Below are 14743 nucleotides of genomic sequence, written 5' to 3'. Positions count from 1 at the left end.
ACAAAAAAACCCGCCAGAGCGGGTTTTTTTGTAGCCGACAGAATCAATTACTTGATTTTGCCTTCTTTGTAGATCACGTGCTTGCGTACAACCGGATCGAATTTTTTGATTTCGATTTTATCCGGGGTAGTACGTTTGTTCTTGTCGGTGGTGTAGAAATGGCCTGTACCAGCGCTCGACACCAAACGGATCAATTCACGCATGATTTTCTCCCTTAAATTTTGCCGTCGCGACGCAGTTCAGCGAGCACAACTTCAATGCCACGCTTGTCGATGATACGCATGCCTTTAGCAGATACGCGCAGACGAACAAAACGCTTCTCGCCTTCAACCCAGAAGCGGTGATGCTGCAGGTTTGGCAGGAAACGACGACGGGTTTTGTTGTTTGCGTGGGAAATGTTATTCCCAGTCACCGGACCCTTACCGGTAACTTGACATACTCTCGACATGCCTCAGCCCTCTAAAACCACATGCCCAACCCGGCATGGGTTGGCCGCTTAATCTCTCAGTCATTTGGCGCCAGGCGCCGCGTTTCTTTAAGGGTCTTACCGGCTACACCTACAGTGAAGGAACCGGGCCCCTAGAAAAGAGCGCTGCTTTATACCAGAAAGCCTCGGGCACAACAACAGGCAAAGCACTTTGACCCGAATGATCACGCCTCGCGCAGCGGTATGCTCAAGCACTGCGGGGGCACAGGCAAATCGACCGCTCGTCGCTCCATGACGATTGTTCTGCGCCAGTACATGGTCTAGGGTTAGTCCCTCACCAGACTGCGCCGGCAGATGGGGCCCTTTCTGAACAGGAAATAACGCCATGCGCCTAGCTGCACTCCCTTTTTTACTCGTTCCATTCCTGCTTCCCGTCGCTGCCCAGGCATCGAACCTTGTGGTCTGCACCGAAGCCAGCCCCGAGGGTTTCGACGTTGTACAGTACAACTCGCTGACCACCACCAACGCATCGGCCGACGTGCTGATGAACCGCCTTGTGGACTTCGATGCCAAGAGCGGCAAGCTGGTGCCGAGCCTGGCAGAAAGCTGGACCGTGTCCAAAGACGGCCTGACTTACGACTTCAAGCTGCACCCCGGAGTGAAATTCCATACCACCGATTATTTCAAGCCAACTCGCGAGCTGAGCGCGGATGACGTGCTGTTCAGCTTCCAGCGCATGCTCGACCCGCAGAACCCGTGGCACAAGATCGCCCAGAGCGGTTTTCCGCATGCGCAGTCCATGCAGTTGCCCGCCTTGATCAAGAGCATCGAAGCGCCTGACGCACACACCGTGCGCTTCACGCTCAACCATGCGGACTCGACCTTCCTGGCCACGCTGAGCATGGGTTTCGCCTCCATCTACTCAGCCGAATATACCGCGCAGTTGTTGAAGGCGGGCACTCCAGAGAAACTCAACAGTCAGCCGATCGGCACCGGGCCGTTCGTGTTCAAGCGCTTCCAGAAAGATGCCGCGGTGCGCTATGAGGCGTTCGACGATTACTTCGCCGGCAAGTCTGATATCGACACACTGGTGTATGCCATCACCCCGGACGCCAATGTGCGCCTGCAGAAAATCCGTCAGGATGAGTGCCAGATAGCGCTCTCGCCCAAGCCCCTGGATATAAAGGCAGCCAGCGAGGACAAATCGCTCAAGGTCGAGAAGACTGAAGCGTTCATGACCGCATTTGTCGCGATCAACAGCCAGCATCCACCGTTCGACAAGCCGGAAGTTCGCCAGGCCATCAACCTGGCGTTCGACAAAGACAACTACCTGAAAGCCGTGTTCGAAGGCACCGCTGAAAAGGCCAATGGTCCTTACCCGCCCAACACCTGGAGTTACGCCAAGGACCTGCCCGGCTATCAGCACGATGTTGCCAAGGCCAAGGCGCTGCTGGCCAAGGCCGGTGTAAAAGAGGGCTTGAAGACCACCATCTGGGCGCGACCATCCGGGAGCCTGCTGAACCCGAACCCGAGCCTGGGCGCTCAATTGCTACAGGCTGACTTGAAACAGATCGGCATCAATGCCGAGATCAAGATCATCGAATGGGGCGAGCTGATTCGCCGCGCCAAGGCGGGCGAGCATGACCTGCTGTTCATGGGCTGGGCGGGCGACAATGGCGACCCGGATAACTTCCTGACCCCGCAGTTCTCGTGTGCGGCCGTGCAGTCGGGCACCAACTTCGCCCGCTATTGCGACAAGACACTGGACAAGCTGATCGCAGACGGCAAATCAGTCAGTGATCAGACCGAACGCAGCAAGCTGTATCACCAGGCTCAGCAACAGATTCAACAGCAGGCACTGTGGCTCCCCCTCGCCCACCCGACGGCTGCAGCCCTGGTACGCAAGGATGTCGCTGGCTATCAGGTCAGCCCGTTCGGCAGGCAGGATTTCTACAAGGTGCAGGTCAAGTAAGTCGCCAGACTGACCTTGGCGTCTGTGTGTGATGTCGTGCCAATGCCTGCATTGGCACGACCCACCTCAAGACCGGGAAGACCGGACGCAGAGCGTGGGAACGATAAACCGAGTCGCGCCCGTCGCTCTGCGTCAGTTCTTCGCACAGCTCGCTACATCAACCCGCGTTCCACCATCGACAGTGGCTCGCCGTCTCCCACGATCACGTGATCAAGCACATGCACATCCACCAGCATCAGTGCTTCCTTGAGGCGCTTGGTCAGGTCGATGTCGGAACGGCTGGGCGTGGTGATACCGGAAGGATGGTTGTGGCAGAGGATCAGGCAGGCAGCGTTGTGCGCAATGGCCCGCTTTACCACCTGGCGCGGGTGCACGTAGGACGCGTTGATCGTCCCGCGAAACAATATCTCGAAGGTCATGACCCGGTGTTTGGTATCGAGAAACAGACAGCCGAAGACTTCGTGCGGCTCATGCCGCAGCAGGGCCTTGAGATAGCTGCGGACCTGGGTCGGGTTTTCCAGCGCTGATTCACGGCGCAGGGACTCGGCCATGTGCCGACGCGCCATTTCCATGACCGCCTGCAACTGCGCGAACTTGGCGGGCCCAAGCCCCAGTTGCGAGGTGAATGCCGACAGATCCGCATCCAGTAACGGTCTGAGCCCGTCAAATTGATTCAGCAGATGACGCGCAAGGTCTACAGCGCTTTTTCCGGCCACGCCGGTGCGTAAAAAGATAGCCAGCAACTCGGCGTCGGAAAGGCTCGCCGCCCCCAACTCCAACAAGCGTTCCCGGGGGCGTTCAGCCGCGGGCCAACTGCGAATACTCATAGCACCTCCATGTGATTGGGCACCGCTGTTCCGGTGCGGTCGCTGTGCTATCTTAGCCCATCTTTTTTGCACGACGATCTGGCCTGGGGAGGCGTCATGGCCGTCGTGTGTTCACTCGACCAAAAAGGCAGGTCTATGCAGCGGCTGTATCGAAAACGCATCGTTCTTGGCGTCGGCGGCGGCATCGCGGCCTACAAGAGCGCTGAGCTGGTCCGCCGCCTGCGCGATCAGGGCGCTGAAGTGCGTGTGGTCATGACCCGGGGCGGCGCAGAGTTCATCACCCCTCTGACCATGCAGGCCCTGTCCGGGCACCCCGTGCACCTGGACCTTCTCGATCCGGCCGCCGAGGCCGCGATGGGCCATATCGAACTGGCCAAATGGGCCGACCTGATCCTCATCGCACCGGCCACCGCCGACCTCATCGCGCGCCTGGCGCAAGGCATCGCCAACGACCTGCTGACCACCATCGTGCTGGCCACCGACGCGACTGTCGCCATCGCCCCGGCGATGAACCAGGCGATGTGGCGTGACGCTTCCGTGCAGGCCAATACCCGCCTGCTCGAAGAGCGCGATTTTCGTGTGTTCGGGCCGGCATCCGGCAGCCAGGCGTGTGGCGATGTCGGCTTCGGGCGCATGCTGGAGGCCGACGACCTGGCCCAGTGCGCGGCCGACTGCTTCCAGCGCCTGACCCTGACCGGCAAGCATGTGCTGATCACCGCAGGCCCGACCCAGGAAAACATCGACCCGGTGCGCTACATCACCAACCACAGCTCGGGAAAAATGGGCTTTGCCCTGGCCGAAGCGGCGGTGGAAGCTGGCGCCCGCGTCACGCTGATCACCGGGCCGGTCAACCTGCCTACGCCTGATCGCGTCTCGCGCATCGACGTGGTCAGCGCCCGCGACATGCTGGCAGCGTGTGAGGCGGCCATCCCCTGCGACCTGTTCATCGCCTCGGCAGCCGTGGCCGACTACCGCCCGGAAGTCGTTGCCCCGCACAAATTGAAGAAAGATCCTTCGAACGGTGATGGCTTGCTGCTGCAGATGGTGCGCAATCCGGATATTCTGGCGACCATCGCAACCCGCCCGGATCGCCCCTTCAGTGTCGGCTTTGCCGCCGAGACCGAACACCTGCTCGACTACGCTGCCCGCAAGCTCAAGGACAAGAACCTCGACCTGATTGTCGCCAACGATGTCGCTAACCCGAGCATTGGCTTCAACAGTGAGGAAAACGCCTGCAGCGTGATTGACCGAGGGTTGCACGCAACGCTTTTCGCCCAGACCAGCAAGGCCAAGATCGCTCGCCAGCTGGTCACTTTTATCGCCGACCGCATGAATCAGGTTTAACTACGAATGCACGCTCTACAAGCCAAGATCCTCGACCCTCGCATTGGCAACGAATTCCCGCTGCCGGCCTACGCCACTGTCGGCTCGGCTGGCCTGGACCTGCGCGCCATGCTCAAGGAAGACACGGTCCTTGAGCCGGGCCAGACCCTGCTGATCCCTACCGGCCTGTCGATTTACATTGGCGATCCGGGCCTTGCCGCGCTGATCCTGCCGCGCTCCGGCCTGGGCCATAAACACGGCATCGTGCTGGGCAATCTGGTGGGTCTGATCGACTCCGATTATCAAGGCGAACTGATGGTCTCCTGCTGGAACCGCGGCCAGACGGCTTTCAACATTGCCGTCGGCGAGCGCATCGCCCAATTGGTCCTGGTGCCGGTCGTACAGGCGCATTTCGAGCTGGTTGAAACGTTCGACGAAAGTCAGCGCGGCGCTGGCGGCTTCGGTCATTCCGGCAGCCATTGATCGCCATTCGGCACATAATCCGGGTTCGGGACAAGGCTCAGGGAGAGGTCGGTGAAAGGTAGTCAGCACAGCGCTTCACAGCACGCCGTACCCGCCGATAACTCGCCTCCGGCTGCGAGCCTCAAAGGCCTCGCGCCCGGCCTGGTGCCTGCCGCCATCGGCCTGCTCATCGCTGCGGCACTGGTCTGGATGGCTCTGGCCACCGGCCCGCAGCAACAGGACCAGCTGGTTCAGGCCTGGGGCGGCAGTCAGGCGGCAGCGGCGGGTCTGGCCCTGCGCCAGATCAACGCGGACACTCAGTCGGCCGCCTCCGGTGCTGCGCTTGTGCAGACACTGCAAAGCAATGATGCCGCTGCCCTGCTGTCCGCTCAGGATCGATTCACCCGCTGGGACGGTCTTGCAGGCGCTCGGCTTTACCCCAAGGGGCTGGCCGATGTGGACACGCAAGGCACACTGCCCGTCAGCTTCGCCACCCTGGACATGCTCAACAAGGCCGCACAAGGTGAGGCCGTCGCTCCGGAGGCGCGCAAGGTCGGCGAGCGCTGGTTGATCTACAGCGCCGCGCCGGTGCGTGCCGCTGCCAGTCAGCCTGTGGTGGGTACGTTGCTGTTGGCCTTTGACCTGCAGCGTTTGCTCAATGCCTTGCCGGCGCTGCCTGCCGATGCCGGGCAAGTGGTGCTCAGCCAGCAGTTCGGCAGCGGACCTGCTCAGGTTTTCCTGCAGCGCGGTCAGGCAGACGAAGGCAAAGCCCAGGCCTTCGATACCGGTTATCCCGGCTGGAAACTCGAATTCACGCCCGGTCCCGGGCTGAAAACCTCTCCGTCCGTGCTGCTTCTGCTGCTGGCACTGATTATCGCTGCAGCAGGCGTGCTGCTTGGCTTGCACCGTAATGAGCGGGCCCTGCAGAAGCGTATTTGCGCCGACGCACGGCAACTGGATCAGCTACTCCAAGAACTCTCACGCGGAAAAGCCGTCAAACCCTTCGGTTTGAGCCTCCCGGCCCTTAGCGGTCTGGCTCAGGCCCTTGCTCGTGTCTCGCTTCGTAGTCAGCCTCAGGCAGCGCCTGTCCTGGCGGCGGGCGAGCAGCGCGATGCAGATATTGCCAAAGGCAGTGCTTCGTCCACCGTGGCTGCATCACGCACCGACTGGACCGATCCGCTGTTTCAAGATACCGATATCCTTGATATCGACCTTCTCGACGAAAACCAGGACTTCCTGAGATCGGAGCATAACCTCGCTATGAACAGCCCAGCATCCGTGGCACCCAACCTTCCCGAGACTATTTTCCGTGCCTACGACATTCGTGGCGTGGTCGGGGACACCCTCAACGCTGAAACGGCTTACTGGATCGGCCGCGCCATTGGCTCCGAAAGCCTGGCGCAGAACGAACCCAACGTCAGCGTTGGCCGCGATGGTCGCCTTTCCGGTCCTGAACTGGTACAGCAACTGATTCAAGGCCTGCACGACAGCGGCTGCCACGTCAGCGATGTGGGCCTGGTGCCAACGCCTGCGCTGTATTACGCAGCCAACGTGCTGGCCGGCAAAACCGGCGTCATGCTGACCGGCAGCCATAACCCGAAGGACTACAACGGCTTCAAGATCGTCATCGCTGGCGACACCCTCGCCAACGAGCAGATCCAGGCGCTGCACGAGCGCATCAAGACCAACAACCTGACGTCGCAGAAAGGCAGCATCACCCAGGTCGACATCCTTGAGCGCTACTTCCAGCAGATCAGGAACGACATCGTCATGGCGCGCAAGCTGAAGGTCGTGGTCGACTGCGGCAACGGCGCGGCAGGCGTGATCGCTCCGCAACTGATCGAAGCGCTGGGCTGCGAAGTGACTTCGCTGTTCGCGGAAGTCGACGGCAACTTCCCTAACCACCACCCGGATCCGGGCAAGCTGGAAAACCTGCAGGACCTGATCGCCAAGGTCAAGGAAACCGGTGCCGACCTGGGCCTGGCTTTCGACGGTGACGGCGACCGTGTCGGTGTCGTGACCAACGCAGGCAACGTGGTGTACCCGGACCGCCTGTTGATGCTGTTCGCGCTGGACGTGCTCAAGCGCAATCCGGGTGCCGACATCATTTTCGACGTCAAATGCACACGCCGCCTGACTCCGCTGATCAGCGAACATGGCGGTCGTCCGGTGATGTGGAAAACCGGTCACTCGCTGATCAAGAAAGAAATGAAGAAAAGCGGTGCGCTGCTGGCAGGCGAAATGAGCGGCCACATCTTCTTCAAGGAACGCTGGTTCGGTTTCGACGACGGTATCTACAGCGCAGCACGCCTGCTGGAGATCCTCAGCCAGGAGTCGGCCAATGCCGAAGACCTGTTCGAAACCTTCCCGAACGATATTTCGACGCCTGAAATCAACATCAAGGTGACGGATGTCACCAAGTTCAGCATCATCGAGGCCCTTGAGACGGATGCACAGTGGGGCGACGCCAAACTGACCACCATCGACGGTGTCCGTGTGGACTATCCGAAGGGCTGGGGTCTGGTTCGCGCTTCCAATACCACGCCGGTACTGGTGCTACGCTTCGAAGCCGAGACCGAGGCCGAATTGCAGCGTATCAAGGACGTGTTCCACGCAGAACTGAAGAAAGTTGCGCCGGACCTCGACCTGCCATTTTGATTGTTTTTCCTTTTGACTGGAGCCCTGAATGACCCTCGAACGCGATGCCGCCTCTAATGTAGCCAAGGTCCTTTCCGAAGCGCTGCCTTACATTCGCCGCTTTGTCGGCAAGACGCTGGTTATCAAGTACGGCGGCAACGCCATGGAGAGCGAAGAGCTGAAAACCGGCTTTGCGCGCGACATCGTGTTGATGAAAGCAGTGGGCATCAACCCGGTGGTGGTTCACGGCGGCGGGCCGCAGATCGGTGATCTGCTCAAGCGCCTGTCCATCGAAAGCCACTTCATCGACGGCATGCGGGTTACCGATGCGCAAACCATGGATGTCGTGGAGATGGTACTGGGCGGCCAGGTCAACAAGGACATCGTCAACCTGATCAACCGTCACGGCGGCAGCGCGATCGGCCTGACCGGCAAGGACGCTGAGCTGATTCGTGCGAAGAAGCTCACCGTCACGCGCCAGACGCCGGAAATGACCAAGCCCGAAATCATCGACATCGGTCAGGTCGGTGAAGTGGTCGGGGTCAACACCGGGCTGCTCAACATGCTGGTCAAAGGGGACTTCATTCCGGTCATCGCGCCTATCGGCGTGGGCCCGGACGGCGAGTCGTACAACATCAACGCCGACCTGGTCGCAGGCAAGGTTGCCGAAGCCCTCAAGGCCGAGAAGCTGATTCTGCTGACCAACATCGCCGGCCTGATGAACAAGCAGGGCGAAGTGCTGACCGGCCTGACCACCGAGCAGGTCGACAGCCTGATCGCCGACGGCACCATCTACGGTGGCATGCTGCCGAAGATTCGCTGCGCGCTGGAAGCGGTTCAGGGCGGCGTCAACAGCTCGCACATCATCGACGGTCGAGTGCCCAACGCGGTCTTGCTGGAGATCTTCACCGACAGCGGTGTAGGTACCCAGATCACCAACCGCAAGCGGCACTGATGCACACGTAACACCCAAAGGCCCCGTGAGCTAACACTCACGGGGCCTTTTTTGTTGGCTGATGCTCGAGAACACTATCGTGCTCATGCTCCGCGCTCAGCGTCATATACAAGTATGCTCTTGATTCTGGCCGCAGGCTGTGGGAGCGAGCTTGCTCGCGAAGAGGCCGGTAAAGCCCCTGAAAATGGGGCGTCTGGACCATCGTATTCGTTAGCATTGCGGATCGCCGCCCGGTCACTCCCACGCACTTCGGGCAGAAGCCGGAAAGTCACGTTTCACGGGCTCTTCAAGACTTATGTATAACGTTGAGTGCTCCGCGTGGGTATGCCGTTCTGGACGCTCTGCGTCCTATCCTGAATGTGTGGCGCGGCGCAGATTGTGACGCAGAGCGTCACGACAGGCATTCCCACGCTGGAGCGTGAGGAACGATAGGTGTCTGGCGGCGGCTCCTTTCGCGAACAAGTTCGCTCCTACGGCCTTCGGCCAGAATCAAAAACAGACCCGGGCATGACTATAGTGTCCGGTCACTGAGTCAGCCGCTGGACGCGGGCGCGATCGACGGCGAAGTCTGCTTCGGCCTTTACGCGCGCGGCCTGATACCCGGCGATATCGGCTTGCAGTTTCTGCTGCTGATCGCGCAGGTCGTTCAGTTGATCGACAAGTGCCTGCTGAACCGGACGCCCTGCGCGCTCAAGGTCGGCGGCCTGGCCTTGCAGACTGCGCTGCTGCGCCGCCAGCCCCTGAATGTTGCCCTGGGCAACGCCAACCAGTGCATCGAGCTCAGCCAGTTTACGGGCCTTCATGCGGTCCACTTCAGCGACGCTGCTGTACAGGCTCAGCAGTTGTGCATCGGCGGCGGCCTGGCGTTTGTCTGCCTCGGACTGGCGAATCTGCTCGGCCGTAGGCGCAGGTGGCACGACCTGAACCACCCGGCCACGACTGTTGAGCACTTCATAGCCTTTGGCAACGTAGTCGGGCGGCACGCCTTGCGTGTCGATCACTGTCACCCCGCGGCTGTCGACGTAGCGATAAAGCCGTGGCTCAGGTGCGTCGGCCGCTTGGGCGAGCATGGGCGCAAGCATGACGACAGCCAGCAAGGCCCGAAAAACGCTCAGCGCGCCTGAAACCGAAACCCATGCACCGCCGCCGACCGCCATAGGCACGTCCTCAGATTCCGAATTGCGCGCGATAGGCTTCGACGGCAGGCAGATGCTGCTTGAGCTGCGGATCGTCGGCCAGGAACTCAAGCACCTGATTCAGCGACACGATACTCACCACCGGAATCCCGAAGTCTCGCTCGACTTCCTGAATCGCCGACAGCTCGCCATTGCCACGCTCCTGACGATTGAGCGCGATCAGCACGCCCGCAGCTGTCGCGTCCTGGTCCTTGATGATCTGCATGACCTCACGGATCGCAGTGCCTGCAGTGATCACGTCGTCGATGATCAGCACATTACCCGCCAGCGGGGAGCCCACCAGACTGCCGCCTTCGCCGTGCGCCTTGGCTTCCTTGCGGTTGAAACACCACGGCAGATCACGGTCATGATGCTCGGCCAGCGCCACAGCAGTGGCCGACGCGAGCGGAATGCCCTTGTAGGCCGGACCGAACAGAACGTCGAAGGCAATACCGCTTTCAACCACGGCTGCTGCGTAGAAACGCCCCAGTTGTGCCAGTGCGGAACCGGTGTTGAACAGCCCGGCATTGAAGAAGTACGGGCTGGTGCGCCCGGACTTGAGAGTGAACTCACCGAAGCGCAGAACACCGCGATCGATGGCAAAACGAATGAAATCGCGTTGATACGCTTGCATGAAAAAAGCTCCGAATACCACGGATTTAGCTAATTAGGTAGAGCTCGGGTATCATACACGCACGTGATTTTTGGGGCCATTTATGCGGATCATCAGTGTGAACGTAAATGGCATTCAGGCTGCGGTCGAGCGTGGTTTGCTCAGCTGGCTGCAAGCTCAGAATGCCGACGTCATCTGCTTACAGGACACCCGCGCCTCCACCTTTGAACTGGACGATCCAGCCTTTCAGCTGGATGGTTACTTCCTCTATGCCTGCGAAGCCGAGGTTCCCGCTCAGGGTGGTGTGGCGCTGTATTCGCGGTTGCAGCCGAAGGCGGTAATCAGCGGCCTCGGCTTCGAGACAGCCGACCGCTACGGGCGCTACCTGCAAGCAGATTTCGACAAGGTCAGTATCGCTACCCTGCTCTTTCCGTCGGGGATGAATGGCGATGAAGACCTGAATCAGAAATTCAAGCTCATGGACGATTTCGGCAAGTACATGGACAAGCAGCGCCGCAAGCGTCGCGAATACATCTACTGCGGATCGCTCTATGTGGCGCAGCAGAAGCTCGATATCAAGAACTGGCGCGACAGCCAGCAGTCGCCCGGCTTCCTCGCGCCCGAGCGCGCCTGGATGGACGAGATCGTCGGCACCATGGGCTACGTCGATGCCCTGCGCGAAGTCAGCCGTGAAGGTGACCAGTACAGCTGGTGGCCGGACAACGAGCAGGCCGAGATGCTGAATCTGGGATGGCGCTTCGATTATCAGATCCTGACTCCAGGCCTGCGCCGCTTCGTGCGCAGCGCCCGTCTGCCACGCCAGCCGCGCTTCTCGCAACACGCGCCGTTGATCGTGGATTACGACTGGACCCTGACTATCTGATAGCCAGGCAAGGCAGCGAACACGAAAAAGCCGACTTGAAGTCGGCTTTTTGCGTTGCCTGAAGTGATGCTACTTGATCAGGCGCAAGGTGAACGGATAGCGATAATCGACGCCGTCATTGGCTTTTATCCCGGCAATGATCGCCAGCACTGCGGCTCCGATCCCCACCAGCGTCAGTAACGCAAAGCCGATGATCAGCAGCACCAGCAGCATGCTGACGGTGGCCGCAATGGCGACCGTGATCTGAAAGTTCAGCGCTTCCTTGCCTTGCGCGTCGATAAACGGATCGGAATCTTTCTTCAACTGCCAGATAATCAGCGGGCCCAGCAGATTGCCGAACGGAAACATCAGTCCGGCAAACGCCGACAAGTGACAGAACATCGCCCACTGGCGAGCGCTTTGCGGCGGTTTGCTGAACGGTTGCAAGCTGTCACTCATGATCGGACCCCTTCTGGGTATCAGTCGGCCAACGCGGCGCGCTGCAATTCAAACAACTCGGTCATGCCTTTCTGCGCCAGCGCGAGCATCGCGTTCAGCTCTTCAGGCTGGAATGGCGCGCCTTCGGCAGTACCTTGAACTTCAATGAAACCGCCTGCGCTGGTCATCACCACGTTCAGGTCGGTTTCGGCAGCAGAGTCTTCGAGGTAGTCCAGGTCGAGCACCGGCTCCCCCTGATACATGCCGACCGAAACAGCCGCGATCATCTGCTTGAGCGGGTCGCCGCCTTTCAGGCCGCCGCGCTTCTTGATCACCTTCAGCGCATCTGCCAGAGCAACCATCGCACCGGTAATAGAAGCCGTACGAGTGCCACCGTCAGCCTGAATGACATCGCAATCGACGTACAGGGTGACGTCGCCCAGCTTGGACATGTCCAGCGCAGCGCGCAGCGAACGACCGATCAGGCGCTGGATTTCGAGTGTACGACCACCCTGCTTGCCGCGGCTGGCTTCGCGCTGATTACGCTCGCCGGTAGCGCGTGGCAGCATGCCGTATTCGGCTGTCAGCCAGCCCTGGCCCTGGCCCTTGAGAAAGCGTGGCACGCCGTTTTCGACGCTGACGGTGCAGATCACCTTGGTATCACCAAACTCGACCAGTACAGAACCCTCGGCGTGTTTGGTGTAGTTGCGGGTGATGCGGATCGAGCGGAGCTGATCGGCGGCGCGACCACTTGGACGTTTCATCTGGGATACCTGTACTGAGACGGAAAACTGCTGGGCATTATAGAGGCCACAGCTGCCGCTGGGCATCTCTAAAAGCCGTCAATGCCGATCCGGCGCAACCAGAAGGCCCTGAATCAAGGCTTTCGACGCGCAAATATGGGGTAAAACAACGCCTTGCGTCACTTGTCACACTGTCGGATTGGGAGCCTGCGCCGCACTGCGCTACAATCCTGCGCCTCTACAGCCAGCCGGCTTTCACGACGCCCATGACCGCCACTTCTGCGCGCTCATGAACCGAACCACGCTTTGAAAGCGAACCAAGAGGTATTTCCCATGGTGCACAGCATGACTGCCTTTGCCCGAGTAGAGCGGGCCGGTGCCCAGGGCACACTGAGCTGGGAACTGCGCTCGGTCAACCACCGCTATCTTGAGCCACACCTGCGCCTGCCGGAGTCGTTCCGCGATCTGGAAGGCGCGATTCGCGAAGCGCTGCGTCAGGGCCTGTCGCGCGGCAAGGTCGAGTGCACATTGCGCTTTGTCGAGGAAACCGCCGGCAAGCCGCTGCAGGTGGACCTTGAACGCGCAGGCCAATTGATCGCCGCAGCCGAGTCGGTTGCCGGCTTGATCAAACAGCCTGCTGCATTGAACCCGCTCGAGGTGCTGGCATGGCCGGGCGTGCTGGTCGCCGATGCCAACGATCCGCAGGTGTTGAACACCGAGGCCCTGAAACTGTTCAATGATGCGCTGACCGAATTGAAAAGCGGGCGCGGGCGCGAAGGCGCAGATCTGGCGCGGCTGCTCGACGAGCGTCTGTCCTCCATCGTCGAAGAAGTCGCCACCTTGCGCACGCTGGTGCCACAGATGCTCGCAACCCAGCGGCAGAAGGTGCTCGATCGCTTTGCCGACATGAAAGCCGAACTCGACCCTCAGCGCCTGGAGCAGGAAATGGTCCTGCTGGCACAGAAAAGCGATGTCGCCGAAGAACTGGACCGCCTCAGCACCCACGTCACCGAAGTGCGTCGCGTACTCAAGGCTGGCGGCCAGGCAGGACGCCGTCTTGATTTCCTGATGCAAGAGCTTAACCGCGAAGCGAATACACTGGGCTCCAAGGCCTTTGACCCACGCAGCACGCAGGCTGCCGTCAACCTTAAAGTGTTGATCGAGCAGATGCGTGAGCAAGTGCAGAATATTGAGTAAGGCTAAACCTGACATGACCCATATCACTGGCACCCTGTACATCATTTCCGCTCCGTCCGGCGCGGGCAAGACCAGTCTGGTCAAGGCGCTGATGGACGCTCAGCAAGAGCCTCAGCACGGCGCGCAGGCAAAGATTCGTGTCTCTGTCTCGCACACCACGCGCGCCATGCGCCCCGGCGAAGTGGACGGTGTGAACTACAACTTCGTCGATCGTGCCACGTTCCTGAGCATGATCGAGCACGGCGACTTTCTCGAGCAGGCCGAGGTCTTCGGCAACCTGTACGGCACGTCGCAGAGCCACCTGCAGCAGACGCTGGACGAAGGCCACGATCTGATTCTGGAAATCGACTGGCAGGGTGCGCGTCAGGTTCGCGCGCAGATGCCGCAGGCCCGCTCCATCTTCATTTTGCCGCCGACCCAGCAGGCCTTGCGCCAGCGCCTGACCAATCGCGGCCAGGACAGCGACGAGATCATCGAAGCGCGGATGCGTGAAGCGGTCAGCGAAATGAGCCACTACAACGAGTACGAGTACGTCGTGGTCAATGATGACTTTGCCGGCGCGCTGGAAGACCTCAAGGCGATTTTCCGCGCCAACCGCCTGACTCAACAGCACCAGCAAGAGCAATACAGCGAGCTTTTTCAGGAGTTGCTGGCTTGATCGAAACGTTTCCAGACATCAGGCAACAGGTTAAAAGCATGCCGTTGGTGGCATGCCGCTTGATGACTGGCACTGTCCGCTTGTAAACTACCGAGTCCGCTCGCCCATCCGGGCATCGCGCATCCGCATTTGCTACGAGGAATACCCATGGCCCGCGTAACCGTTGAAGACTGCCTAGAACACGTGGATAACCGCTTTGAGCTGGTCATGCTCTCTACCAAGCGTGCCCGTCAACTGGCAACCGGCGGCAAAGAACCAAAGCTGGCCTGGGAAAACGACAAGCCTACCGTTATGGCCCTGCGTGAAATCGCAGCTGGCGTAATGGATTACTCTGTAATCGCAGAAGCTGAAATCGTTGAAGATGAGCCATTGTTCGCAGCGTTCGAGGACGAGTCCAACGAGGCCGTCTAAGCCTATGCCAGGTCGACGTAGTACGGCGCAGGGTAAAAGCCAT

16 protein-coding genes are annotated in these 14743 nt (G+C 60.1%); 9 read left to right on the top strand and 7 right to left on the bottom strand.

What is annotated here, in order from left to right; all coding sequences use genetic code 11:
* Positions 1-47: 47 nt before the first annotated feature.
* Together rpmG and rpmB are read right to left on the bottom strand one after the other, a co-directional pair.
* A complete protein-coding gene (gene rpmG, locus LIX91_RS17660) occupies positions 48-203 on the bottom strand; it encodes a 50S ribosomal protein L33 (RefSeq protein WP_002551515.1) in 156 nt (51 codons plus the stop codon).
* Between the two features lie 11 nt (positions 204-214).
* Positions 215-448 (bottom strand): 50S ribosomal protein L28, encoded by a 234-nt coding sequence (gene rpmB, locus LIX91_RS17655; RefSeq protein WP_002551514.1) that lies wholly within the window; start codon positions 446-448, stop codon positions 215-217.
* A gap of 364 nt (positions 449-812) precedes the next feature.
* Here rpmB and LIX91_RS17650 point away from each other — a divergent pair, with 364 nt between their 5' ends.
* A complete protein-coding gene (locus LIX91_RS17650) occupies positions 813-2399 on the top strand; it encodes an ABC transporter substrate-binding protein (protein ID WP_226488868.1) in 1587 nt (528 codons plus the stop codon).
* A gap of 152 nt (positions 2400-2551) precedes the next feature.
* On the opposite strand, the gene radC is transcribed toward LIX91_RS17650, so the two are convergent.
* Entirely contained in the window at positions 2552-3226 is a 675-nt protein-coding gene (gene radC / locus LIX91_RS17645; RefSeq protein WP_032697584.1) for a RadC family protein, read from the bottom strand.
* 135 nt (positions 3227-3361) lie between these two features.
* Here radC and coaBC point away from each other — a divergent pair, with 135 nt between their 5' ends.
* The 4 genes from coaBC to argB are packed head-to-tail and all read left to right on the top strand — an operon-like array spanning position 3362 to position 8603.
* Positions 3362-4570: a bifunctional phosphopantothenoylcysteine decarboxylase/phosphopantothenate--cysteine ligase CoaBC gene (coaBC, locus tag LIX91_RS17640; RefSeq protein WP_003414013.1), complete on the top strand. Its 1209-nt coding sequence runs from the start codon at positions 3362-3364 to the stop codon at positions 4568-4570.
* A 6-nt stretch (positions 4571-4576) separates the two neighbouring features.
* Positions 4577-5032: a dUTP diphosphatase gene (gene dut / locus LIX91_RS17635; RefSeq protein WP_003414011.1), complete on the top strand. Its 456-nt coding sequence runs from the start codon at positions 4577-4579 to the stop codon at positions 5030-5032.
* A gap of 51 nt (positions 5033-5083) precedes the next feature.
* Positions 5084-7669: a phosphomannomutase/phosphoglucomutase gene (locus LIX91_RS25650; protein ID WP_317135435.1), complete on the top strand. Its 2586-nt coding sequence runs from the start codon at positions 5084-5086 to the stop codon at positions 7667-7669.
* 28 nt (positions 7670-7697) lie between these two features.
* A complete protein-coding gene (gene argB, locus LIX91_RS17625) occupies positions 7698-8603 on the top strand; it encodes an acetylglutamate kinase (protein WP_003414007.1) in 906 nt (301 codons plus the stop codon).
* Positions 8604-9127: 524 nt separating this feature from the next.
* Here argB and LIX91_RS17620 read toward each other — a convergent pair.
* Complete coding sequence (locus LIX91_RS17620; RefSeq protein ID WP_180301323.1) at positions 9128-9685, bottom strand: DUF4124 domain-containing protein; 558 nt, start codon at positions 9683-9685, stop codon at positions 9128-9130.
* A gap of 85 nt (positions 9686-9770) precedes the next feature.
* The gene (gene pyrE, locus LIX91_RS17615) at positions 9771-10412 is read right to left on the bottom strand and encodes an orotate phosphoribosyltransferase (RefSeq protein ID WP_003403990.1); all 642 of its coding nucleotides are present in this window, start codon (positions 10410-10412) and stop codon (positions 9771-9773) included.
* An 82-nt stretch (positions 10413-10494) separates the two neighbouring features.
* On the opposite strand from pyrE, the gene LIX91_RS17610 reads away from it, so the two are divergent.
* Positions 10495-11274 carry an exodeoxyribonuclease III gene (locus LIX91_RS17610; RefSeq protein WP_002551505.1) on the top strand — a complete coding sequence of 260 codons (780 nt, stop codon included), beginning with the start codon at positions 10495-10497 and terminating at the stop codon, positions 11272-11274.
* Between the two features lie 69 nt (positions 11275-11343).
* Here LIX91_RS17610 and LIX91_RS17605 read toward each other — a convergent pair whose 3' ends face one another.
* On the bottom strand, positions 11344-11712 hold the full coding sequence (locus LIX91_RS17605; protein WP_003313990.1) for a DUF4870 domain-containing protein: 369 nt from the start codon (positions 11710-11712) through the stop codon (positions 11344-11346).
* A gap of 20 nt (positions 11713-11732) precedes the next feature.
* Complete coding sequence (gene rph, locus LIX91_RS17600; protein WP_003313989.1) at positions 11733-12455, bottom strand: ribonuclease PH; 723 nt, start codon at positions 12453-12455, stop codon at positions 11733-11735.
* Between the two features lie 312 nt (positions 12456-12767).
* On the opposite strand from rph, the gene LIX91_RS17595 reads away from it, so the two are divergent.
* From LIX91_RS17595 to rpoZ, 3 genes are all read left to right on the top strand, one after another.
* The gene (locus LIX91_RS17595; RefSeq protein WP_003344441.1) at positions 12768-13631 is read left to right on the top strand and encodes a YicC/YloC family endoribonuclease; all 864 of its coding nucleotides are present in this window, start codon (positions 12768-12770) and stop codon (positions 13629-13631) included.
* A 13-nt stretch (positions 13632-13644) separates the two neighbouring features.
* Complete coding sequence (gene gmk, locus LIX91_RS17590) at positions 13645-14289, top strand: guanylate kinase (RefSeq protein ID WP_003344442.1); 645 nt, start codon at positions 13645-13647, stop codon at positions 14287-14289.
* Between the two features lie 147 nt (positions 14290-14436).
* Positions 14437-14700 carry a DNA-directed RNA polymerase subunit omega gene (gene rpoZ / locus LIX91_RS17585; protein ID WP_003320174.1) on the top strand — a complete coding sequence of 88 codons (264 nt, stop codon included), beginning with the start codon at positions 14437-14439 and terminating at the stop codon, positions 14698-14700.
* The last annotated feature ends 43 nt before the right edge of the window (positions 14701-14743 follow it).

Origin of the sequence: Pseudomonas sp. B20, from assembly GCF_020515755.1 — a bacterium.
In the GTDB taxonomy this organism is placed as follows: Bacteria; Pseudomonadota; Gammaproteobacteria; order Pseudomonadales; family Pseudomonadaceae; genus Aquipseudomonas; species Aquipseudomonas syringae.
Note: the sequence above shows the minus strand (reverse complement) of the source record. Positions and strands in the feature narration are given on the sequence as shown.